At 34.0% G+C, this 25,258-nt stretch carries 15 protein-coding genes; 11 read left to right on the top strand and 4 right to left on the bottom strand.

All coding sequences use genetic code 11. From position 1 onward, the window contains the following. Positions 1–11: 11 nt before the first annotated feature. Complete coding sequence (locus tag DOK81_RS06495) at positions 12–1,775, bottom strand: ABC transporter ATP-binding protein (RefSeq protein WP_206909463.1); 1,764 nt, start codon at positions 1,773–1,775, stop codon at positions 12–14. A gap of 1 nt (position 1,776) precedes the next feature. Then, positions 1,777–3,492, bottom strand: coding sequence for an ABC transporter ATP-binding protein (locus DOK81_RS06500; protein WP_206909464.1), 1,716 nt, complete (start codon positions 3,490–3,492; stop codon positions 1,777–1,779). Positions 3,493–3,668: 176 nt separating this feature from the next. On the opposite strand from DOK81_RS06500, the gene DOK81_RS06505 reads away from it, so the two are divergent. Together DOK81_RS06505 and DOK81_RS06510 are read left to right on the top strand one after the other, a co-directional pair. Beyond that, complete coding sequence (locus DOK81_RS06505; protein WP_206909466.1) at positions 3,669–4,505, top strand: putative ABC transporter permease; 837 nt, start codon at positions 3,669–3,671, stop codon at positions 4,503–4,505. 181 nt (positions 4,506–4,686) lie between these two features. Beyond that, positions 4,687–5,829, top strand: a complete 1,143-nt coding sequence (locus DOK81_RS06510; protein ID WP_347401440.1) for a 3D domain-containing protein — start codon at positions 4,687–4,689, stop codon at positions 5,827–5,829. Between the two features lie 50 nt (positions 5,830–5,879). On the opposite strand, the gene DOK81_RS06515 is transcribed toward DOK81_RS06510, so the two are convergent. Further along, entirely contained in the window at positions 5,880–6,524 is a 645-nt protein-coding gene (locus DOK81_RS06515; RefSeq protein WP_206909468.1) for a lytic polysaccharide monooxygenase, read from the bottom strand. Between the two features lie 128 nt (positions 6,525–6,652). After that, positions 6,653–7,495 (bottom strand): helix-turn-helix domain-containing protein, encoded by an 843-nt coding sequence (locus DOK81_RS06520; protein WP_206909470.1) that lies wholly within the window; start codon positions 7,493–7,495, stop codon positions 6,653–6,655. A gap of 221 nt (positions 7,496–7,716) precedes the next feature. Here DOK81_RS06520 and DOK81_RS06525 point away from each other — a divergent pair, with 221 nt between their 5' ends. From DOK81_RS06525 to DOK81_RS06565, 9 genes are all read left to right on the top strand, one after another. Then, positions 7,717–9,453, top strand: a complete 1,737-nt coding sequence (locus tag DOK81_RS06525) for a glycosyl hydrolase family 18 protein (protein WP_206909472.1) — start codon at positions 7,717–7,719, stop codon at positions 9,451–9,453. Between the two features lie 450 nt (positions 9,454–9,903). Beyond that, a complete protein-coding gene (locus DOK81_RS06530) occupies positions 9,904–11,028 on the top strand; it encodes a CDP-glycerol glycerophosphotransferase family protein (protein ID WP_206909474.1) in 1,125 nt (374 codons plus the stop codon). After that, positions 11,012–11,812 carry a WecB/TagA/CpsF family glycosyltransferase gene (locus DOK81_RS06535; RefSeq protein ID WP_206909475.1) on the top strand — a complete coding sequence of 267 codons (801 nt, stop codon included), beginning with the start codon at positions 11,012–11,014 and terminating at the stop codon, positions 11,810–11,812. Before DOK81_RS06530 ends, DOK81_RS06535 begins: the two co-directional genes overlap by 17 nt. Next, entirely contained in the window at positions 11,809–12,987 is a 1,179-nt protein-coding gene (locus DOK81_RS06540; RefSeq protein WP_347401439.1) for a CDP-glycerol glycerophosphotransferase family protein, read from the top strand. The genes DOK81_RS06535 and DOK81_RS06540 overlap by 4 nt, the downstream gene beginning before the upstream one ends. Then, entirely contained in the window at positions 12,984–13,382 is a 399-nt protein-coding gene (tagD, locus tag DOK81_RS06545) for a glycerol-3-phosphate cytidylyltransferase (protein ID WP_206909476.1), read from the top strand. The genes DOK81_RS06540 and tagD overlap by 4 nt, the downstream gene beginning before the upstream one ends. 36 nt (positions 13,383–13,418) lie before the next feature. Further along, entirely contained in the window at positions 13,419–15,776 is a 2,358-nt protein-coding gene (locus tag DOK81_RS06550; protein WP_206909477.1) for a CDP-glycerol glycerophosphotransferase family protein, read from the top strand. Between the two features lie 43 nt (positions 15,777–15,819). Continuing rightward, the gene (locus DOK81_RS06555) at positions 15,820–19,587 is read left to right on the top strand and encodes a CDP-glycerol glycerophosphotransferase family protein (RefSeq protein ID WP_206909478.1); all 3,768 of its coding nucleotides are present in this window, start codon (positions 15,820–15,822) and stop codon (positions 19,585–19,587) included. Next, positions 19,587–22,583: a CDP-glycerol glycerophosphotransferase family protein gene (locus tag DOK81_RS06560; RefSeq protein ID WP_206909479.1), complete on the top strand. Its 2,997-nt coding sequence runs from the start codon at positions 19,587–19,589 to the stop codon at positions 22,581–22,583. The genes DOK81_RS06555 and DOK81_RS06560 overlap by 1 nt, the downstream gene beginning before the upstream one ends. Positions 22,584–22,596: 13 nt before the next feature. Continuing rightward, positions 22,597–25,248 (top strand): DUF6270 domain-containing protein, encoded by a 2,652-nt coding sequence (locus DOK81_RS06565; protein ID WP_206909480.1) that lies wholly within the window; start codon positions 22,597–22,599, stop codon positions 25,246–25,248. Positions 25,249–25,258 lie beyond the last annotated feature (10 nt).

The following is a 25,258-nucleotide window of genomic DNA, read 5'->3' on the forward strand; positions in this document are numbered from 1 at the left end:
TTGCCTGTTTTTTATTGATGTGTAAATTGTGCTTGATAAAGCTGATTGTAATAGCCTGCTTTTTTCACTAATTCATCATGCGTTCCCATTTCGACGATGTGTCCTTGATCCATGACTAAAATCTGATCAGCATTTTTAATGGTAGAAAGCCGATGTGCAATCACAAAACTAGTTTTACCTTCCATCATTGTCAAGAATGCTTGTTGAATCTTCTTTTCAGTTAGTGTATCAACAGAACTAGTTGCCTCGTCTAAGATCAACATAGGTGGATTACTGATCATTGTTCGTGCAATAGTCAATAGTTGTCGCTGACCATCAGAAATTTTTAGTCCTTGACCGCCAATTTTGGTGGAAAGCTTTTCAGGTAACCGCTCGACAAATTCATACATATAGGCAGCTTTTAACGCTTCATTGATTTCTTCATCACTAGCATTTGGATTGCCGTAGCGTAGGTTTGCCCGTAAGGAACTATCAAATAACCAAGTGTCTTGTAAAACCATCCCAAAGCTTTTACGCAAAGTCGTTCGCTTGATATCACGAATATCGTGACCATCAATCAGGATTTTTCCACTATTCGTATCATAAAAACGCATTAAAAGATTGACTAGTGTCGATTTTCCAGCTCCTGTTTTTCCAACAATCGCAATTGTTTGCCCGGGTTTTGCTCTAAAATTGAAGTCTTCAATCAAACGTTGATCTGGGTCATATGAAAAGGAAACGTGTTCGAAAACGACTTCTCCTTTGATCGTTTGGGGATCTAAAGCAAATGCATCAGAGGCATCAGGTGTCTCTTCTGGTTGATCGATCAACTCAAACGCTCGATCTAATCCAGCAAAGGCAGTTTGAATTTGCGTAGTGATACCAGATAATTCGATAAAAGGTTTTGAGAATTGACTCGAATAGATAGTGAAACTTGAGATAACACCAACGGTAATTGCTGAACCGCTTCGTAAAGCGAGTAATCCGCCAACTAAACCAATTGAGAGATAAGCTAAATGATCAACAAATCGCGAAGAAGGATTTGTCAAAGAAGAAGAAAATTGAGCACGTTGTCCTTTGACGTAAAGTTCCTGATTCAATGTTTCAAATGCCTGTTGACTAGCTGACTCTTGTTGAAAAGCTTTCACGATTTTTTGATTGCCAATTCGTTCAGTAACAAATCCAGAAATATCCCCAATAATTTTTTGCTGTTGATTAAAGTCGTTTTGAGAAGAACGTGCAACCAGAAAGCTGACTAAAAAGATAATTGGGGTGGCACACAAGACGACAACAGTTAACAACGGACTCAAATGAATCATAAAGATAAAAGATAAAACAATGATTGCAACACCAGAAAATAATTGATTGAACGCTGCTGCAATGGCAATCGAAATATTATCCATATCATTGGTAAAACGGCTGACGATATTTCCATGAGCAGTCTGGTCATAATAACGAAGAGGCAAACGGTTCAATCGTTCAAAAGCATCTTTTCTTAGCGCCGCTACGGAGAGATAAGCAAGGCGATTACTTAAGACTTGGATCAACCACTGACTAAGGACATTAACAAGTACTACGCTACCAAAGAGTAACAATAAGTGAAAGAGTTCTTGAAACTGGACGCGGCCGATACCAATCATCAAATCAATACTTTGGCCAATTTGTAACGTCATGACTACTGTCGCAATCCCATTCAATAAACCAAAGAAAATTGCTAAAGCAATTTCTTTAGGATAAGCCATCAAGTAGGGGATAAATCGCTTGAATAACTGCATTGAGAATTTTTTTTGTTTCATTTTATTCCTCCTCCTGTGATGCCACGATTTCTTGGTACTCTTTTGATGTGCGTAATAGTTCATCATTTGTTCCCTGAGCAACAATCTGTCCTTGATCCATGACTAAAATAGTTTCTGCTTCTTGAATCGAACGAACTCGTTGAGAAATAATCAATACGGTACAATCAAGAGAAGTCTTCAATGCTTTGCGTAAATTCAAATCCGTTTGATAGTCAAGTGCGCTTAATGAATCATCAAGAATCAGTAAGGATGGTTTCGCAATCAAGGCGCGTGCGATAGTCAGTCTTTGTTTTTGCCCACCAGAAAAGTTTTTTCCATTTTCCATCACTCTGGTATCCAGACCATCAGGAAGTTGACGAACAAACTCATCAGCTTGTGCAATTGCTAAAGCTTCCCAGCATTCCTCATCTGTGGCGTTTGCTTTGCCCCAATGTAAGTTGTCGCGGATAGAGCCAGTGAAGAGCACAGCTGTTTGAGGAACCATAGCAATTTGCTCTCGTAATTTTTCCGTTTCCCACTGTCGGACATCTAATTCGTCAACGAGCACTTCGCCACTACTGACATCATAAAAGCGAGGAATTAGTTGAGTCAGAGTGGTTTTACCACTACCAGTGGGTCCAATGACTCCAACGACAGTATTTTTCTTCACTTGAAAATTGATATTTTCTAAAGACAAACCAGAAGCTGGTGTATAGCGGAAATCTACATGTTTGAATTCAACGATTATCTTACTATCAAGTTCAGGCGTACTTGCATCTGATGCTTCTTGAATCGAATTTTCCATGGCTAAGACTTCTTTGACGCGTTTTCCTGAAGCTTCAGCTCGGGTAAAAATCACGACTAAGTTAGAAACAACGATCAAAGCTAACAACATTTGGTTCATATAGTTGATCAACGCTAAAACTTGTCCTTGTTGTAGTCCACCAATATTGACTTTGATGCCGCCAACTGTCAATAGACAAATAATTCCTATATTCATAATCAAAGTGGTGGCAGGGGTCAAAAGTGCGGAAATATTGGAAACCAGTAAATAATTCTTGGCTAGATCATCGGTACTCTCGTCAAAACTTTTGACTTCCGTTTTTGTTCGACCAAAGGCCCGAATCACGCGAACACCACTCAGATTTTGACTAACGATTTCGTTTAAATAATCTAATTTTTCTTGAACTTTTTGGTAAAGAGGAATTGTCTTTTTAATAATAAAATACAAGATAACCGCAAAAATAGGTAAAAAAAGTAAGAAGAATAAACCAATTTGCCAATCAATGATAAAGGCCATCACGACAGAACCGATGCTTAAAAATGGTGCACGGATCAATAATCGGATAACCATTGCCAACGCTAATTGCAATTGATTGATATCGTTGGTCATTCGAGTAATCAAGGTGTCTGTTCCAAAATGATTTAGCTCACTGTGAGAAAGTGTATTGATTTTTTTCATGAGTTGATTACGCAATTCTGTACCAAAACCTTGCGAAGCGATCGAAGAATAGTATTGACAAATGATGGCACAAATCAGTCCGATAATTGACATGACAACCATCCAAACGCCCATTTGAATGACCACACCTGTATCATTTTTTTTAAGTCCGTTATCAATCAACGAAGCCATCAATAAGGGAAGAACTAATTCAAAAACTGCTTCAAGAAATTTGAAAAAGGGTCCTAAAATGATTTGCTTACGATAGTCTTTTGCATAACGCAATAATTGAATCATATGATTCCTCCTGAGTAGTAAAATTTTTTCTATATTTATAGTAGAAGAAAAGTGATAAGTACATTACACATTGTAGCTTATGAAATTTGGAATGAAAAGTCAGCAAGCTCTTTCATTAGAGTTTCTTTTCATTTTTTCAGCTTATTGATACAATGAAAAGAAAAAAGGAGGTACTTATGAACGAGTTTATTCGTGTAGTATTGCTATTTTTTATTTACTCATTTGTCGGTTGGTTATGGGAAACCATTTATTGTTCCATTAAGGCCAAGCATTTCGTCTATCGAGGATTTTTGGTTGGGCCAATTACGCCAATCTATGGATTTGGAATTTTGGGCGTCTTGTATTTTATCGAGCCCTTCCAATCGAACCTTATTTTATTGTATGTTTTATCAACAGTTCTGGTCACGATTTTGGAGTACTTGACGAGCTTTGGCTTGGAAAAATTGTTTCATGCTACTTGGTGGGATTATCATGATGTTCCGTTGAATATCAATGGGAGAGTTGCTGTACCGGTCTCACTTTTTTGGGGCGTTGGCTGTGTCTTGATCGTGAAAGTAATCCATCCACATATTTTAGTTTTAGAACAATTGTTGGCGGAACACTTTGGTTTTTATTTACCAGTTATCTTGATTGGGGTAACCATGATGGATCTTGGTTACACATTGGCAAACTTGCAAAGTTTCCAAAAAGCAGTCACAGATTTGCAAAAAGCAATCAATGAACAAAAAGCAAACTTGCAAGAAGCCTTTGAAAAAACCAAAGACGAATGGGAAGAACGTCAAAAAACTTCAGGTACAGTTTTCGGTAAGGGCATTATCTCAAAACCAGAGAAAAAAGCTGCTACTGATTGGTTACAGGCATTTAAAGAGTCAGCAAAAACGAATGATTATTTGCCACGCTTGAACTATACGCAACGTCGCTTCTTGAAGAATTTCCCACAACTATCGTTGAAAGAAGGCAAAGATGTGAATGAAATTCGTCAATTAGTAAAAGAATTGCGTAAGAAAAAATAACTTATATCATTGCTCAAAAAAGCAGTTGAACGAAAAAGTTCAATTGCTTTTTTATTTTGTCCAATAGTTCATTGGTCACGAATTGTATTTGTAATAAATTGTAATATTTTTGACATATAAATTGTAATAATCATTTGTATAATGTAAGAGTTGGTATTTTAGGAGAAAGGTGTTGGAGTTCGTGAAGGCAAAAAAAGCCTTAGTTATGCTTGCTGTCTTATTGTCAGCAAATTTAGCACTACCCTTAGTGGCTCAAGCAGAATCGCTTGATTCTTTAAATGAAAAAGAACAAGTTGCAAAACGTCGGGGTGAAGAAATCAGTGTTGAAGTACAAATGACATTAAATGATGTCAATGAAAAGTATCAAGAAGTTGAGAAAATAAAACAAGAAATTGATCAAAATAAGCAAACGATTGATAAATCAAAACAAGAAATCAAGGAAACAGAAGCAACGATTGATAAGCGCAAAGAAGCGGTTGCGCAACGACTAAAAGATGTGCAAATCAATGGTTCGAACGAGCGAAATCTACAAGCACTTTTAGAAGCTGATACAGTTGCTGAATTTATCAACCGTGCATATGCCGTTCGTGTTCTTCACCAAGCAGAAAAAGATAAAATCGCTAGTTTGGATAGTCAAAGACAAAAATTAGTTGATCTTAATCAAAAGTTGGAGGACACACAGACCTCACTAAAAAAGAATCGAGCTTCTTTAGAAGTTGAAGCGAAGGCTTTGAATGAAAAAGTTGATTCTTTAAAACAAAAGCTAGCAGACAATCAAGTGATACTTAGCGAAATTGCTAAAAACAAAGAGGCCGAAACAACGCGAATCGCTACCGAAAAAGCAAAACAAGAAGCGGCTGAACAGGAAGCAAAAAAACGAGCAAAAGAACAAGAAGTGAAAAGGCAAGCTGAAGTAAAAGAGCAAGAAGCTGCTCAAAAAGCAGAAGCAGAAAAATTGGCGACTGAAAAAGCAAAACAAGAGACTGAACTAGCTAAGGAAGAATCAAAAGAAAAGCCAAAAGAGGAAGTACCAACATCAGGTGCTACCCGTATGATGGAATCTACAGCATATTCTTATTCAGAACCGGGTTCAGGACATATCACTGCCAGTGGGTTAGATTTATATGATAATCCGCAAGCAATTGCCGTTGACCCTAGTGTGATTCCACTAAATTCAATCGTGAATGTTGAAGGTTATGGTGTGGCGATCGCTGCTGACACAGGAGGCGCAATCAAAGGAAACATTATTGATGTTCACTTTACAACGGTTGCAGAATGTGTTGCTTGGGGACGTCGACAAGTAAAAGTAACTGTAATGAGTTAATAAAAAGGGCTAAGGCAAAACGTACAAGCGTTTGCCTTAGCCCTTTTTTATTATTGTGCTAAATTAGTCAAGCGATCTCCTTGTTTGACATTTACATCTATGACGTTATAAAACGCATTTGGTGTGTCATCAATATCCCAAACAGCTAAAACAACATGATAGCCTAGATGGTCAGCAGGGATCGTTACTTTGTGAGTTGCATCTGTTGAAGCAACTTCTCCCCCATGATCGATTGTATCAATCAATTGTAATTCATCTCGAGTTAATGGTTTGTTTTGATCCCAACCATTTTTTGTAATATAGTAATGCCATTTTGTTGTTGCATGATCAGCAGTAAATGTCCAAGAAAAATTATTTTTTCCAGTGAATACAGTATGTTTTGTCCAACGATCAGCGGTTTGTTTGTCTAAAGTATAATCTCCTAATACGCCATCAGCTGAAGCAATGTGACCGTCTGCAGGTCCAGCTTGCGGAAAGCCTTTTTTTGCTTCCAATGATTGAGGATCATCAATAACTGCACCATATTTATCATGAGCGCCGCTCCAACCTAGATTGCTTTTGTCTAAAAAGCCTTGATAACCACGACTTGCTGGTTCCTTAACATAGCCATGTGCATCAACAGAAACAGTCGTTAATGCAGTAAATCCAGTTGTAACTAAAATGAAACTTAATCCTAACAATGTACTCTTTTTCATCTTGAAACCCTCCAAAATAAATATTCTATTTGAGAGATAAAACTCAAATCTCTCAACAACAAGTAGTATAAAATGGAACAGTTTTAAAAAATTATTTTGTATGTTATTGCAACAAAAAAATTATGTGATCAACTATAAGTGCTCTTTAATCGAAGGATGAAGTCCGTCATTGTCGTTAGACCTAACCAATTGAAAAAATGAATTCCTTGATCGATTTCGGGAATCACGCTTTGATCCCCTTGAGATAAACGATCCAAGGCAGAAAAGATTTTATAATAAGCCATATTTAAGCTATTCGTATGTAATTCTGCTAGTTTTTTAAGTTCAGCAAGAAAAAGTGTTCTTAAAGTGTTTGATGAGCGAGTGAAAGATAGTCTAACGCCATTTAAAATAAAATTGGCTAATAAGTTTTGTTGAACAGCAGTATCTTGGTAAATTCCCATTTTAGTAACACTATGATAGAAGGAACGTACGATATAGTCCGTTTTAAAAACAAAAAGACATCTTGAAAATACTGAAAGCTCAAAATGCCCCCAAGTATCGATATGTTCTAAATAATTCATAATTAGTTGAGCTTCTTTTTTGACCTCAGGAGTAATTGCTTCGTTGTCTAAATGATTAAGAATGATTTTCCGTTGGGCGTAAAGCAAACGATAAAAAATATTTCCAGTTTTTTCATATTCTTTTAGTAATTCGTCTTCTTGTGCAGAAGTGAGTGCAGGAGTTGTAAGAAAATAATTGGTTAATTTTTGTTTTGGTGACAGAGAACCATCGTTTAGTAAAAATTCGTATTCCTCTAAAGTCACATTCATTTTTTCTAGATAACTAATCAAAAGCTCAAAACTGATTTTTGTACCACGAGATTCGAAAGCAGCGAGTGTTCCTCGTTGGGAAATTCCCATGGTCAACTGTTCCTGAGTAAAACCACGTTCTTTCCTTAACTTCCGAATCAAAAAAGCATGTTTTGGCATACCAAACACTCCCTTTGTTATTTTATTTCTAGTTTAAGATAACACACTCCGATTCGAATAAAGAAATTCTTCTTTTATGTTGCTTTTTTATTAAAAAGTGTAAAATTCCTTTTGTTTTAAGGAATATTTTGTTGCAATAGCGTACAAAAAAGTCTTTTTTATAAGAGGTAATTTATAATTGAGGAGGATTTTAAAATAAAATAAATGTTGGAGGGAAAAGAATGCAAAAAAAATTATTGTTATTTTCAATTGGTATCATTGGAGGAATATTTGGTTGTGCAAATGGTGTCGCTGCGGATACAGCAGATGAAATGCCAAGTATTGCAAACAAGCAAATCTCGGTTGGTTATTATCATAATTGGCCTGGAGAAATGGGGGCAGGTTATATGGGCGGAGCTCCCGCTGATGTCCAATTAGACCAGATCAATCCCTTTTACAATGTCATTTCTGTTGCCTTTATGAAAGGGGAAGGAATACCTACTTTCAAACCGTATAATATGAGTGATCAAGCATTCAGAAACCAAGTGGCAACTTTAAATGCGCAAAATCGTGCGGTTCTTTTATCACTAGGTGGCGCAGATTCACATATTGAACTTTCAACTGGACAAGAACAGGCTTTTGCAAATGAAATTATTCGCTTGGTCGATACATATGGCTTTGATGGCTTGGATATTGATTTAGAACAAACGGCTGTAGCAGCAGGAGATAATGCAAAAGTCATCCCAGCAGCGTTAAAAATTGTGCGTAACCATTATGAACAACAAAATAAACACTTTATTATTTCAATGGCGCCAGAATTTCCGTATTTGAGAACAGCAGGGAAATATGTACCTTATATCACTGCTTTAGAAAACGACTATGATTTTATTGCGCCACAGCTTTATAATCAAGCTGGAGATGGTATTAGTGTTGGCTCAGAATGGATTGCTCAAAACAACGATAGTAAAAAGTTTGAATTCTTATATGGAATCTCAGATGCCTTTGATAAAGGGGATAATGGCTTTATTCATATTCCAGCAAGTAAATTAGCTTTAGGACTTCCAGCCAACCAAGATGCAGCAGCAAATGGTTATGTCAAAGATCCGAATGTTGTCTATCAAGTGTTTGAAACGCTAGCGAAAAAAGGGACTCCTTTAAAAGGGATCATGACGTGGAGTGTGAACTGGGATGAAGGAAAAAATTCAGCGGGGATTGGTTACAATGAATCATTTGCACGTGCTTATCAAGGATTATTTGAAGAACAGGTGCCTGATACAGAGAAACCAACTGTTCCAACAAATTTAACAGCATCTGCAACCTCAAACAGTGTTTCGTTGTCTTGGAAAGCTTCTACTGATAATGTCAAAGTAGATCATTACAATATTTATGAAAAAGATCAGTTAGTTGGCACAAGTAAAACAACAGATTTTGTGCATACTGGTTTATCAGCAGCAACAAACTATAGCTATACAGTCGTAGCAGTAGACACGTCAAATAATCAATCTGCGCACTCAACTAAGCTAGATGTGGTTACAAAAGAGGCATCCGAGTTAAGCAAGCCTTCTGCACCTACGAATGTAAAAATTAGCAAAGCTACAGCAAATAGTTTAACTTTAACATGGGACAACAACGCTTCAGAAGAAGAAGTGACCACCTATGAGATTTATCGTGAGAATAAAAAAGTGGCAACGACAACTGACAACCAATTCACGGATCAAAATTTGACACCAGAAACAACATACATGTATCAAATCAAAGCAGTGAATCGAGTTGGTCTTTCTGATTTCAGTCAACAAGTAACAGGCACAACAACTTCTGATAGTAGCGAAGTCCAAGAGTGGAAAGTTGGGGTCACGTACCATGCGGGGGATGTGGTAATTCATCAAGGGCATCAATATAAATGCTTGCAGACACACACATCGATAGCTGTTTGGAGTCCGGATCAAGCACCTGCTTTATGGGAAAAGTTAAGCAAATAAGTTAAAAAAACAAATTATGCAAACATCTAACTAGTGCAAAAAAGGCAACTGTTCTTTTAGTTCATAGTTAGATGTTTGTTTTGTTATATAACGTTCATCTTATTGGGGGAAAAGAGTTAAAAAGTATTTCTTGTTGTAGGTGGGTGATTAAAAAACGGAATGTGATTTTATTATTTTCAGCTAAAAAATAACGATTATCAAAATATTTTTCTTTACGAATGAGTCTTTTATGTTAAAAAAACATTACGTGATTGTTTCTCGGATATTACACATGACGAATCACCTTTTAATCATCTATATTGTTCTGTATAATTAAATCAAATATTGCCTTTTTAAAGACCGAAAATTGATTTTTATCGATTGTTTTTTATGCGTTTCGTGGATAAAACAATCGATAAAAAATAGTGATCAGGTGACAAAATTGTTAGGTTGGGAAGGAGTAGATCAGCAATGGATATAGTGAAAAATGGATATATGACTGCTGCAATGCTTTGGCCTAAAAGAAAACTGACCGCGACGATTGTGTACATCATGAGTTTTTCGTTTAATGAAGGCGACTTAATCAAACAGCTTCACTTGAACTATCCAGGAAAGGTGACTGTTTTTTTTGTAGATAAGTGCCGCGAGTATGCGGAAAAGTTAAAGAGTGAAGGGGTCGATGTTCGCCCATTTACGCCCAAAAGTCTGTTTTTAGGAAGAAACCTTTCTTTATTAAAACAAGCAAAAGTGATTATCGTTGATAACTATTTTCCTGAATTAGCAGTGATGGCTTCCGACCAGATAGTCATTCAAGTATGGCATGCTGATGGTGCAATCAAAAAATTTGGTTGGGATGATCCGCAGACGAAGCAACGTAGTCGACAAGACCAAAAGAGGTTTCAAAAAGTTTATAACTCTTTCAACTATGTAGTAGTCAATTCAGATAAGATGGCAGGTATTTTTCAAAAAAGCTATGATCTAAATTTAAACGTGATTAAAAAGGTAGGTTCTCTAAGATTAGAAACAGTTCATAAAGTAGCAAAAACGGTGAAACAAACAAAAAAATTTATTTTATATGCACCGACGTACCGTCCTGAACAAAAAGATATGGAGCACATTTTTACACAAGCATTAGCTACGTTTTCTAAACTATCGGGAGAACAATTTTATGTACATCTACATCCAACGATCAATCAAGAAAATTGGACCTTACCTGAAAATGTACATTGGTGGAATCAAAACATCATGGAAAGTTACCCAAATGTAAAATTATTGATTACGGATTACTCAGCAAGTACCTTTGAGTATCTTACTATACAGGAACAGCCAAAAATTATTTTTTTCTGTCCTGATTTTGATAAATATAAAAATAATCCAGGAATTCAAGATGATTTTCTTGAATGGGCACCTGGACCAGTCGTGAAGAGCCAGGAATTGTTGGGGCAAACAATTCAATCATATTCATATGAAGCAAATGAACAATTGGTAAAAAAAACAAAACTGTTATGGAATCAGTATGAAAATGGCGAAACTGTTGGAGAGATAATGGCGTTAGTGAAAAAGGAACTGGGTGAGATTGGTGGAAAAAACAAATAGGACTGAATACATAAGTGGAGTCCCTGTCGATGATTTAACCTATCAAACAATCGTGGAGGATATTCCAAAATATTTAGCTGCAAATAAAAAAATGTTGATTACAAGTGTTAATCCTCAAATTACCTTGCAAGCTTACCAGTATCCAGAAGTGAAAGCTTATTTGGAGCGGGCGACACATAGGATTGCTGACGGGATTGGTGTGGTCAAGGCTTCTAAAATGTTACGAGGGAATATTCGTGAACGGATAACTGGTATTGAAGTGATGGAAAGAAGCTTGCAGTTTGCGAATCAATTTGGTTACCGAATTTTTTTATATGGAGCCAAAAAGGATGTAGTGAACCAAGCAGCACGAAATATTCAAGAAAAATATCCGAATATTGAAGTGGCGGGCACACTTCATGGCTACACGAGCAGAAATACAGAAGAAGTAATTAAAAAAATTAATCAAGCAAACTGTACCTTTCTCTTTGTTGCCTTGGGATCACCTAAGCAAGAAATCTTTTTGGAAAGAAACGTAGATCAATTGAATGCCAAAGTTTTTCTAGACGTAGGAGGCACCTTTGATGTCCTTGCGGGAGTAGTCAAGCGGGCACCAAAATTTTATTTAGACAATAATCTTGAATGGCTTTATCGATCACTTTCGATGAAGCGTTATGATCGTTTGGTGCAGATTCCGAAGTATTTATATTCGATTCTGCGGCATAGGGACGTCAAAGTGGTCAATAAGACACAACAATTAGATGTAGAAATCAAAAAAGAGTTAAAAGAGTGGAGACATGAGTGAGTACATTGCGAAGAAATCTTGAAATAATTTATCATCGATGGGTGAAAAAAGTTTTTTCTTTACTTAACAAACATCCGAAAGAGAAACTAATCTTTTTTGAAAGTTTTCACGGCAAACAATATAGTGATAACCCACGTGCTATTTATGAATATATTCGGGAAAATTATCCGGAGTACACATGTGTTTGGGCGGTAAAGAAAGGCTTTGAAACTCCTTTCATTGAAAATGACGTTCCTTATGTAAGGCGAATGGGCTTGAAGTGGCTGCTGACAATGCCAAGATCAAAATATTGGTTTTTCAATACTAGGATGCCTGGGTGGATGGTTAAAGGTAAAAATATTTACGTTCAAACATGGCATGGAACGCCACTAAAAAGATTAGGATTAGACATCAAGAATGTGACGATGCCAGGAACGGATACACATAAGTATCGGGAAAATTTTAAAAATGAGGCTGCTCGTTGGGATTATTTGATTTCACCGAATGCCTATAGTACGGAAATCTTTCGAAGTGCATTTGCATATGAAGGAGAGATACTAGAAATCGGTTATCCAAGAAATGATATTCTTCTGTTGCCTGATAAAGATGGAAGAATAAAGCAAATCAGGAAAAAACTAGCTATTGCTGACAATCAAAAAGTTATCCTCTATGCGCCCACTTGGCGAGATAACCAATTTATAAAAAAAGGTGCTTACAAATTTGATAATCAATTTCCTTTCGCTGAAATTTTAGAGCAAGAATCAGATACGGTCATTTTGACTAGACTGCATTACTTAGTGGCAGAACACTTTGATCCTAAACAATATGGCAATCGTGTGATAGATGTTTCTAGTTATGAAGATATCAGTCATTTGTATTTGATTGCAGATTTGCTAATTACTGATTATTCTTCTGTCATGTTTGACTTTGCTTTAACGAAAAAGCCAATAATCTTTTATATGTATGATTTAGACTCTTACGGAAAAGAAATCAGAGGCTTTTATGAGGGAGTACTGGATAAGTTGCCGGGGCCAATCATTCAGAAAAAAGATGAACTTATTTCTGAAATCCATGCAGTAAAGGCAACGTCTTTTAAATCCAGTAGTAAGTATTATGCATTTTATCAACGTTTTTGTATTGATGATATTGATGCGACTGAAAAATTATTAACGAAAATTTTAGGAGGAACAAAATGAAACGAGTAATTACTTATGGAACATTTGATTTATTACATTATGGTCACATCAATTTATTAAAGAGAGCGAAAGAACAAGGTGATTATCTAGTTGTAGCCCTATCAACAGATGAATTTAACTGGAACCAAAAGCAAAAAAAATGCTATTTTTCTTATGAAAAAAGAAAACAATTGCTAGAAGCTGTGCGTTATGTTGATTTGGTCATTCCAGAAAATGACTGGAGTCAAAAAGCGTCTGACATTAAAGAATATCATATTGATACTTTTGTGATGGGAGACGATTGGGCAGGTAAGTTTGATTTTCTGGAAACAGAAACAACTGCTGAAGTTTTCTACTTACCAAGAACACCTGAAATCTCAACAACACAAATCAAGAAAGACTTGAATAAAGTGTAATTTAAGTGATGCTGCAAAGTTGAAAGAGGTGTTTTTTTGAAGTACGAATGTTCATTCATATCATTGAATAATAACAACTTGCGAGGTAGTTTGAAAGACGCCTCGCTTCTTGGCGTTTTCTCGGAGAATTACTCATTACAAGTCAATCAAGAAAATTTTCAGATCGTCAATGTAACGGAAATGCTACTAGCTGATGAACTTATTTTTCAAATTGAAGTCGATCGAGAATTACCGTCTGACATTCAAACCAACTCAATAGTTAAACTAGTTGATTTAAATACGACAATAATAGAATTAAGGACGCATAATTGGTCCATTGAACAGAGGATTAGTCAAGAAAACAAGATACCTATATTTGATTGTTTGATTGAAAATCAGCAATTAAAATTTTCCTTTTTTGATCTGTCTCAAACAGACTTTACAATAAACGTTCGCTCAAAGTCTGGAAAATTATACGAAAAAATTCGTTACTTTAGAAGTCAAACAGCTGGAATAACAACCATTTCAATAAATAATCTTGACTTAATTGACCAGATAAATGAATTAGGTAGGTACCATTTTTACCTTGAAACTGAAGGGAAGAGTTATGAATTTTTACTAGCTAAGATTCATACAAAAAAAAATAAATATCTTGATTTTATATATAAGGATGCTACTCGTGAAGTAATGATCTATGCCTCTCAAAAAACATCGTTATCATTTACAATACAGCCACCAGTTAAAATGAATGAATTTCGTTACCATAAAAAAGCGAAGTTGTTAGCCTTGAGGAAAAAAACATCGTTGGTTATAGAAATTAAGATTCCAATAGAGTATAGAGAAGGCTTTACCTATTTGTTGAAAATCCAACACAGAGGAACGCTAACAGCTGCATATCAATTAGAACCAATAAAAAGAATCGGAAAGAAACTTGTTTTTTCTATTGATTTAACTGCCTATGACTGGGCGTATTATTACTGGGATTTATATTTAGAATGCCAAGGTGAGCAAGAAACATATGCTTGTAGAATAATCAATAAGTCATTCTTTCTGTACTTAAAATTACAGTACTTTTCGGGACGTTATCAGTCAAAAATAGATGAGAACATCGTGTATCCATATCAAACAATGAAGTACGCCATCAGTCTTAATTATCGTCCTTTTAGCGAGTATGAGACGAAAAAATACAAACGAAATGAATGGATTGCTTATGTCCTAGCTCATACGATAGGTCTCTTTTTTTTAGGGAACGATATTTGGTTGATTCATGAAAAATACTCAAATACAGCACAAGATAATTCATATTATTTTTTCAATTATTTACAAGAAAAAACTAATCAACGTGCATATTTTGTAATAAAAAAAGAATCACCAGAGTACAACAAGTTAGATCACTATCAACGACGTCGAGTTGATTTTATGAGTGTGAAACATCTCTTTTTGCTACTTATAGCCAGAAGAGTGGTTGCTTCGGAATCTAAGGGTCATGGTTACGCCTGGCGGGTACAAACAGGACCAATCAAGCCCATTCTAGATAAAAAAAGATATGTCTTTCTTCAACATGGTGTTTTAGGTCTTAAGAAACTTGACAATACATTTAATGCAACACGTTCAAATAATCAAGCAGAACTTTTTATCACATCAGCAGAGTGGGAGAAAAAAATAGTTCAGAAATACTTGGAATATACTCCTCAAAATATTGTAGTGACAGGGCTAGCTAGATGGGATGAGTTACAAAAAAATAAAGGTAAATTGATAAAGAAAAAACAATTTTTGATTATGCCAACTTGGCGAACTTGGTTAGAAGATTTAACTCAAGAAGAATTTATCAAATCAGATTTTTTTCAACAATATTCTCAACTGCTTTCCAATCAGGAGCTCCTAAAGTTCTTGGAGATGGAAAGCTACACTATCATTTTTTATATTCATCCCAAATTAGCGGAATATATTCAATTGTTTGATGTTTCTGCACATAGAAATCTACGTATTATTCCAATGGGCGACGTTCCATTAAACGAACTTCTTTCTGAGAGCGAATGTTTAATAACAGATTATTCTAGCATTTATTGGGAAGCCTTGTACCAAGGAATACCAACAATATTTTTCCAATTTGACATAGAAAAATATCAACAACTGCAAGGAAGTTATCTCGATCTTAATAAAGAGTTACAAGAAACTCGCTGTTTTGATGTACAATCTTTGATTTTAGAGATGAAGCAAAGAGGTTATCTTTCAAACGATGTAAACTTACATGCAAAAACAATCTTTCCCTATATAGATAATCAAAATTCAGCCAGAATTTTTGAAGAAATCAAACGATATGAACCTAATTTAATAAATAGACTAAAACAAAGAATTAAAAGGAATCGACTAGTTGAAATGGTTAGAATACGTATCAACGATATAGTCAGATAGAAGGAATTTTTAACATTCCTATATTGCTTATGAGGTGAACAAATTGAAAACAACGTTAGTAGCTAAGAAGTTAATTTATGATAATCAATCAATTTATATTGAATTATCTGGTGAAGAGAGAATTGAAGAATTGTACTTGACAGAATGTATATCTGGAAAAACATATGAAATACTTGCAAGTAAAGAAGGAATGGGGTATCGCTTTTCTATTCAAGGATTAAACATTTTTAATCGTCCCTTACAAATAGTCACTCTTTTTGGAACAATTAAGGTCAATGAGTTAACAGATAGCTCAGATAGTTCGTTACCTATCCATTTATTAGAAGAAAAATATTTCTTTATTTCTGAATCGAAGATATTTAACTACATGATCTCACCAAATCAAATCATAAAAAATGATGAACAAATCATAGCTCGATTGACAAATAATCATTTGACAATTGAAGAAATCGCAAACTATCGGCAAGTCGATTTCTTTGTGAAAAATGAATCTGGTTACTATTTGAGGATCAATGGTCATCAAAAAGACAATAAACTTTCTGTTGATCTAACCGAAATGATTCAGGAGTTAGAAGTTATTCAAAGCTTCAGCAGTTCTTCTTTTTATCTTGTTGAATATGTATTAGATCAATACGTCGCTACCAAAATCGTTACTTCAAAAGTAGAAAATGAACATGCTCAATTTTATCCTTTATCAGAATCATTCTTTCTACTAGAGAATGTACAACAAACAATGCTTATTCGAAACAAAGCATTTGTAACCTCTGTACAGGATATTCAAAATTTAAAAAATGTATATATTAAAACGCAACAAACAGATTATTCTCAGTTGACAAAAGAAGGTCTTACTTTGCTACCAAGTCAACAAATCCAGCTGTTTAAAAAAGAGAATCAAGCGTTCGTACCTTATAAGTTCTCCAAAAAGGAATTACATGTTTTAAAAAACTATCCCGAGATACTCGGGAACCAAGTGAAATTTTTTATTAAAGGTAATTCTATTTGGATCGAACCACTCACAAACTTACAACCGGTTTTAAAAAATAATTTTAGTAGCTTAGAAATCAGAATAAATAATCTAGAAGAAATCGCTTTGGAAGGCAAAACAAAAGAACGTTACATTCCTTGGCAAAAATCGGGTGAGCGATTCACATTAGATTTATTGAAGACACCACTTTCTCCAAATCAAGAATATAAAATTATAGGGATCAATGGTATCACAAAGCAAAAAATTTATTTGGACTTAAAAGTTCAGCCACAGAATGTATTAAGCTATTCACTCATTCAACACCACAAGCAAACCATGTTGATAACTTATGATTATGAAACTTTTATAGCTAAGAATTATCCAGTCAAAGTTACGAAACCTGTAGGAATCAAGAATATCTGGTCTGAAGGGGAAAAATTATTTTTAGTACCAGAAAAAAGATTCTCTTTAAAACAAAATTTAATAATGAAACGTCGTGGAAAAACTGACTTGATTTTAATTCATTTATCCCTGATGGAAGACGGTAGCTATTTTGCTGATCTCTCGGATATAAAGAACGAATTGGAACAAGATACAAAACTTTATGGTGATTTTTATCTTCAAGAAATCGCATCTGAAGCAATCAAACGTTCGCCATTAAAAATCAAGGATAGTGTAGTTGAAAAACTTCCCGGTAAATTACTGATGGAGTTTGCACATCATAATGAGCAACCTGAGAAATATAATGTTGGTTTGTATGTCAATAAGGACAAAGGAATCAGTTTATTGCAAGATGTTTATCCAGCATACTTAAGATTCATGAAAAAAGTGATTACGAAAGACTTAGATGTAACAGAACTAACGATTGAGAAGCAATTTCTAAACTTAACTATTCCTGAGCTGGATGGCATCAAATCTCCTATCCAGTTAAAAGTTATCAAACGTGCAACGAAGGAAGAAATTATTTTAGAAAGTAAGGTTCGAACAGAAGATGATCCAGCTATTGGGTTTGACTTGTCCCCACTTATCGAAAACTCAGTAGGAGCATTTCCACGTCTTGATTTTCGTCTTTCTCTTGAGACGACCTACTCAAAATATGAGGAATGCAAGTTACGTATGAAAAAGAGCAAAAAGCGTAAAGAAGGGTTGAGTCTAACTCGACTAACTGAAGAGCAATCATTTTTAATTTACACAACAAAAAGTAATATTATTTGTGGTGTGTTTTCAACCTATACTGCTGGTGCGAGAGAGTATTTTCAAGTACAAACAAAATTAAAAGGTATGAAAAAAGCTGGAAACGGCTATGTATTCAAAATAGTACTAAACAGTCAAGAACATTTTGAAGTGGAAAATGCTTATTTGCAACTACGAAGTAAAGAATATAACATGCAAATCAATTGTAAAATGATCAACCAAACAAAAAATGAAGTTGAATTTTCTTTTGAAATGGATTGGAATAAGTTTTTCCCACTGTATTGGGATCTGTTCGTTGGAATGAAATTCAATGGAGTGGTTTATCCAATTAAAATAAAAGGGACGCAAAAAGAAATATTGGATCAAGTGGAAGCCGATTATTTGAATAATAGTTTGTTGAGTGACGATAAATCTAAAATCATCTACCCATATGTTACATTCTCTAACGATATCGCATTTATGATCAGAGAAAAAGAAAATTACGAAAACAAGTGGACAAGTTTTAAAGATAAAGCAGGTTACTTAACTTATCGTTTATTCAAAGGATATTTAGATAAAAAACGTATTTGGTTAGGATTTGAAAAATTTTCTCAAACGGCGCAAGATAACGGTTATGCAATGTTTGATTATGTACAGAAAAATAATCTCAAACAGCAGTATTACTATGTATTATCGAAAGATTCAAAAGATTATTTAAATGCCAAAAAAGAACATAAAAATATTCTTACCCATATGTCGTATCGCTACTTTGTTATGTTATATGCTTCTAAATTATTGATTGCGTCTGAAACACCGCGACATGTGCATAATATTCGAGTGAGATCTGGACGTGCTGCGAAAGCAATTCAAGAAAAGAAAAGTGTATTTTTACAGCATGGTGTTACCGCATTAAAACGTTCAGATGTATTTAAGAAAAGCAAAGGACGAGGCAATTTTGATATGGTAGTTGCAACATCCGACTTTGAGAAAGAAATTTTACATGAAAATTGGCTGTACGATGAAGATGAGATTGCAGTTACTGGTTTTTCTCGTTGGGATTTATTGGAAGATCGTTCGAGTCAACAAGAACGTAAAAAAATATTTGTTATGCCAACTTGGCGTTCGTGGATGGAAGATATGCCTAAAGAAGAGTTTATCAAAACAGATTACTATAATAACTACATGGGCTTTTTAGCTTCAAGTAAGTTAGAGACAATGCTAAAAGAGAATGACTTAGAGATTATCTTTTTCTTACATCCTAAATTCAAAAATTACATTTCAGAATTTAGTGCACCGAGTGAGCGAATCAAGCTTTATGCTTTTGGCGATATTAAGGTAAACGAAATGATTATGGCATCTTCATTAATGATTAGTGACTATTCATCTGTTACATGGGATATGTTTTATATGGGAAAACCAGTTATCTTTTTCCAATTTGATTATGAAAAATATAATGAATATGAAGGAAGCTATATTGACATGGAAACGGAATTATTCGGTAAACGTGCCACAACAGTTGATCAACTAATCAGTACAATTGAACAAACAATTTCTCAAAATTTTATTTTAGAAGAGCCTTATCAAGTGTTGCGTGAAAAATATTTTAATTATCATGACCGTGGAAATAGTCAAAGAATTTATGAAACAATAGTCAAAGAAAGAGTGGATCAATAATGAATAGTGTGCGGATTTTTGAGGATAGACTCTATATCACATGGGAAAACCCTTGTGAACTAATTTCAGTCTCTGGGGAAAAATTTCCTTTTAGAAAAGAAAATACGGATACGTATAGTTTAAATATTGAACATTTTATTACAGGTGAATTCAAAATTATCGATAACGTGGGTAATGAAATTCTTCTTGTAGAGGATGGCAGCAAACTGTTTTTAACGGATGAACAAAACAACAGCTATAGAGTTATTTCAAAGACGAAAGTAGGATTTTGTGTTCAGACTGTGCCATATCGAAATAAAAATTTCAATGGAGTAATGGCTGAGCCTCTTATAATTGGGAGAAAGGATAATGAACTAGCGACTATTAATCTAAATAGAACTGATGAAAATCCTCAAATATTTTTCTGTTTGGGTGAAGATATCAGTGCAATTGATTTTTTAGTTGATCGTAATTATGAGGTATCTATTGCACAACATTATGTTGCTCACATCAGTGGACGATTAATTGTATTTGACGGTGTTAAATTTTTAGCAAATACTAAAATGAAACATACAGAATATCACAATTTAGAGCTGAAAGTAACTAATATAGATGTAGTGAATGAATCCATCGTTCTGACTGCACCAGCTACTCACTCAATGGTTGAAGCTTCTCTCTTAATAGGGAAACGATGGCTATTTGGTAAAGTGAGAGATGGACAAATCACCTTTAATCGAAGCTTATTTCCTGAATTATGTGGGAGAGTAAAATTATATCTTGGAAATCAACAACTACTTACTTCAGTCAAAAAAATCTTTCTAGAAGGAGATAATTTTGCCGAAGATCTACTTATAGAAAATAATCAACTGTATTTGTTGAAGAAAACGGAAATTCCAACTAATTTCACAAATCAAGAATTAAAAAAACATGGTAAAATCAAGTTTTCTAATTTGAGATTGGTAGATTATCAGCTTAGTTTCAAATTAGAAAGGCAGTTTAAAAATGCACAATTAATCATCAATAAAAGAGGACAGGGATTAAATTATACTCTTCCTTTGAATAATGAGGATGATTATTATCACAGTAATTTACGTAGTTTCATGGAGGATGAGGTAGCTGAATTAAAAAAAGCTCGTTTCGATTTTTACCTATATGTTTTTAGTGAAGGTCAATATAAATTGATGCGTTTAGCAAATAAAGAAAAATTACCTAAAGATAAAAAGAATCGTTTTTTTGGAGTAATAACTTATGGTCAGCATAAAACAGCGTATTCTCAACATTTTGAATTGTATTTGACTAACAGCAATACCTTGTCACTTGTAAAAAATAACTTATCTAACTTAGCTAAAGAGCGCTATGAAATAAAAACGCAAGTAGCCGATTTTGTTTATAAAAAACCCGAAGTAAGGTTAACTTGTAAGCTAGAAACAAAAAACAAAGAGGACATATCTGTTCAAAGTGTTTTACTGGTGAAACGTAACAAGGATATGCTAGAACGAATAAAAATAACTGATTTTACTATTGATCAAAAGAAAAATCATCTTTTAATCAAAACAACAATTGATTTATCAATGTATGATTTTGAGCCATTATATTGGGATCTGTATGTTGAGATAAATGTAAATGAACAACGTTATTTTGTACGTATAAATAAAGCAAGTAAAGCTGCTAAACGAAATATTAGAAGTAACACACTTAAATATCAATACCATACGCAAGACGATTTTTTAATGTACCCGTATATTACAATTAGTGAGGATATTTCTTTTACTTATCGAAAAAGAGAAAGCTATGAAACCAAATGGAATAACTTTAAGGAACAATCTGCTTACTATTTAGCTCGATTGATGAAACCGTATTTTGCTAAAAAAGATATTTGGATAGGTTTTGAAAAACTAGCTTCCTCAGCTCATGACAGTGGTTATCACTTTTTTAATTATTGCTATGAAAACAAAAAACATGATCAGTTTTATTATGTGATTGATAAACATGCAACCGAAGCAAAATTCTTGGATGATAAGAAAGATCGTACATTGAACTTTATGTCATTTAAGTATTTCTTGTATTTGTTTTCTTCAACTTTACTGATTTCTTCTGACACTAAGCGTAATGTTTATAATTTGAAGCAAAAAGAAACCTATATGGGACGTGTTTTAACAGAAAAACCGTTAGCTTACTTACAACATGGTGTGAATGGGTTGAAGAAAGTTCCTGACTTCTATAAAAATAGAAATGTATTTGACTTAGTAATTGTACCTTCAGAATACGAAAAACGCTTAGTAATCAATGAGTGGGGATATGAGGAAGAAGAAGTAGCTGTAACTGGATTGGCTCGTTGGGATGTCATGCGGGATAGGACAAGTGAAATTCCGTATCGTCAAATTTTTGTAATGCCAACTTGGCGGACTTGGATGGACGGTCTACCTAAAGAAAAATTTATTCAAACGGATTATTTTAAAGAATATAGTCAATTTTTAGCTTCGAAGGAATTAAAAGAATTACTTGTAGCGAATAATGTAAGAATCGCTTTTTTCTTACATCCAAAGTTCAAAGAATATATTGATCTATTTGAAATTGATCCAGAAATAATCGATAAATATGAATTTTTAGAGGTTCCAATGGACGAGTTAATTATGAAGAGTTCGATGATGATTTCAGATTATTCAAGTGTGATCTGGGAAATGTATTACTTAAAGAAACCTTGTGTCTTTTTCCAATTTGATATAGAAAAATATTTACAATATGAAGGACTCTACATGGATCCGAAAAAAGATTTATTTGGGGATGTAGCTTACACATCAGATAAGTTGATCATGCTTATCCAAGAAACGATAGAAAATGGTTTTGTAGAAAAAGAAGTTTATGCGAATATGCGTAAGGATTATTTCTCATTGATGGATCATGACAATTCGAAGCGGATTTATGATGCAATCATTGATTCTAATGTTCAATCGAAAAAAAATGGTGGTATTAAGCTTATAACTAAAAAAAACTTGTTAAAAAAAATAGTAAAATAGGAGTTGATAATTGATGGTAGAGAATTTTATTGATTTTCCAGTCATAATAAAAAAAAGATTGCATCAAACTGTATTTGCTTATGACAAGAGTGAGACTTATAAAATATCTTCAGCAGAAGAGTTAATGAAGATTATTAGTGAAGAAACAGTTGATGGAACGATTTATGATTTTTTTAAAGAAATCGATAATAAGGAAAAAACATACAAGGTAGATATCCCAGATACGATGAATCAGTTCCAGCATATATCTGATTTGTTAACATATCGTTTTTATAACGCTAAGCGAAATGTTGCACTACATTTTAAAAGTACAAAGAACATTCTATTAACTCAATTACAGATAAAAGGTGAGCAAGCTGAAATTCAATTAGAATCTCCATTGGACTTAGCATTTGCTACGAATTTAATTTTTGTTGATGCGTTAGGGGAAAGGTACATAATGACGGAGTTTATGAATGTACCTATAACACCAATACCTTTGAAAGATAAGGGAATGTATAAAATTATTGTCGATCGCATGTATCGCTTTAAAACCGTGAATGCTAAAAGAAGGTATTCACTCTTTTTACAGTTTTCTGATGGAACGATGGTTAGAATAAAATATTCTAAAAGTAATAAATCAAAGGAAGTAGTAGAAGGTGGGAAAGGAGAAGCTCTTTTATCTTTTAATGCTACGAAAAAAGATAAGCTAAAAATTGCAATATTTGGTTCATGTTATTCAAGACGGGCATTTACATCAACTGACTTCTACAATCCAGATTATAAAAATAAATATAATATCGTCCTTACTCAATTTCAAAGTTCATTATGTACATTTGGAGCGAATGTCTCTAAGACTGTGGACGATCCAACTCTGAATAAAGAGATGAATATTAATCCACAGATATGGTCTAAAACTGAGAGAAATAAACTATTCTTCAAACAACTGGCTGAAGTTCAACCTGATTACTTGATTATCGATCTTCATGGTGATATTCAAAGAGGTTACGTTGAATACCCAGATGGATCTCGATTGACAAATGCGTATTTTAATTATGAATATATGAAAAAATATCCAGAGTTTACTTTGTATCAGGCAAAGGAAAATTTTGCTGATTATTTCGAAGAATTTAAGAAAAATGCAAAGTATTTTCTCTCAGAAGTTTTAAAGGTGGTTCCTGAAAATCGAATCATTGTAAATCGGACAAATTCTGCAAGTCATTACCTAAATGAAAAGCGTGAACTGGTGCCTTTTCCTAAAAAAGACACAGAGGTAAAGACTTTTAATATGATTGCAAATGTTTTTTCTGATTATCTGATTTCATTGGTTCCTTTAGCGAATACTATAGATAGTTATGACTATGGATACCACGCTGACGTTATGGCTCCAGGAGACCATAGCATTAATCATTTTGAATCAAACTTTTATAAACATTTTATGAAAGATATAGATCAGGCTGTTATTTCAAATGAAGCCCAAAATATTAAGAAACAAAAACAAATCACCGACTATAATACCTCGTTAATTGAAAAGAAAGATAAGTATAGTATTGATTCGTTTGATATCATAGTTCCTTCAGGGGCAGCAATTGATGATAATTTTCCAGTAGCACGACGAGCGCCACGACCATTTAAAGAAAGACAAAAAGATTATGTAAAAAAATTTGACTATAAAACAATATATTATGATGCCTTTGAATCAGATGGAAAAGTGATTTTTTCAGGTCCGGCATTTAGAAATTTGGAAAGTCTTTTCCAAATGGCTGAATATACACTTTTTGGATCAAAACGTACTGATTTTCCTTTGATAGAAAATGGATGGAAAGAACAAAAGGTCATTTTTCCTCTAAGTTATCATGAAAGTTATAATAAAACAGATAGAAGTTTTAGAATTGATGCAGGAAGATTTCATGCTAGCGGAACTATTGGGGCGGATATTCTAGATAATTTTGAGGATTTAAATTGTTTAGTAACAATTAATAAGGACAATAATTTGAGTTGGATAAAGGACTGGGCAACTTTCTATGTGAAAAACCACAATGTAGATTGTGTGATTGTGTATAATAATAATTCGGAGACCTATACAAACGAAGAGTTACTCATGACCCTCCAAAGTGTCAATGGTTTAAAAAAAGGATATGTTGTCGATTGGCATTATAAATTTGGACCAATCGGAACTAGACCAGGTAACCATGATTCAGATTATGCACAATACGTAATGTTAGAACATTCTAGAAATAGGTTTTTTCTAAAAAGTGCAGGAGTAATCAACTGTGATATTGATGAACTAATTGTTTGTGACGATAAACGGACAATTTTTGATCATGTTAAAGAAAGTGCTTCAGGCGCAGTCCGATTCAATGGCAGATGGATAGAGAATATACGTTCAAATTATGATTCAATTCCTAAATTCTCGGATTTCTACTATTATGATATAGAGCGTCCAGCTACGACATATAAATATGCGTTTGATCCTAGAAGAATACCGACAAATATCCAGCTTTGGCTTCATAAATTTGCACCTGGATTTGTTCCCGATGAGATTGAAGGAATTCATCACAGACACTTTAAGGGAATTAGTAATGATTGGCGAAAAAATGATCGATCTAATACAGTTGATTTTGATGAAAGTAGACATAAAGTGGATCAACTATGGAAAGAGATTCTTGAAAGTACCTTTGACTAATAGATAATGT

This window comes from Enterococcus sp. DIV0660C (genome assembly GCF_017316125.1).
Lineage (GTDB): Bacteria > Bacillota > Bacilli > Lactobacillales > Enterococcaceae > Enterococcus_B.

What these genes read in the sequence shown, in the direction of transcription:
- DOK81_RS06520 (WP_206909470.1), bottom strand. Translation starts at nt 7,495, where the DNA reads ATGCCAAAACATGCTTTTTTGATTCGGAAGTTAAGGAAAGAACGTGGT.
- DOK81_RS06525 (WP_206909472.1), top strand. Translation starts at nt 7,717, where the DNA reads ATGCAAAAAAAATTATTGTTATTTTCAATTGGTATCATTGGAGGAATA.
- DOK81_RS06505 (WP_206909466.1), top strand. Translation starts at nt 3,669, where the DNA reads ATGAACGAGTTTATTCGTGTAGTATTGCTATTTTTTATTTACTCATTT.
- DOK81_RS06500 (WP_206909464.1), bottom strand. Translation starts at nt 3,492, where the DNA reads ATGATTCAATTATTGCGTTATGCAAAAGACTATCGTAAGCAAATCATT.
- DOK81_RS06515 (WP_206909468.1), bottom strand. Translation starts at nt 6,524, where the DNA reads ATGAAAAAGAGTACATTGTTAGGATTAAGTTTCATTTTAGTTACAACT.
- tagD (WP_206909476.1), top strand. Translation starts at nt 12,984, where the DNA reads ATGAAACGAGTAATTACTTATGGAACATTTGATTTATTACATTATGGT.
- DOK81_RS06530 (WP_206909474.1), top strand. Translation starts at nt 9,904, where the DNA reads ATGGATATAGTGAAAAATGGATATATGACTGCTGCAATGCTTTGGCCT.
- DOK81_RS06560 (WP_206909479.1), top strand. Translation starts at nt 19,587, where the DNA reads ATGAATAGTGTGCGGATTTTTGAGGATAGACTCTATATCACATGGGAA.
- DOK81_RS06495 (WP_206909463.1), bottom strand. Translation starts at nt 1,775, where the DNA reads ATGAAACAAAAAAAATTCTCAATGCAGTTATTCAAGCGATTTATCCCC.
- DOK81_RS06565 (WP_206909480.1), top strand. Translation starts at nt 22,597, where the DNA reads ATGGTAGAGAATTTTATTGATTTTCCAGTCATAATAAAAAAAAGATTG.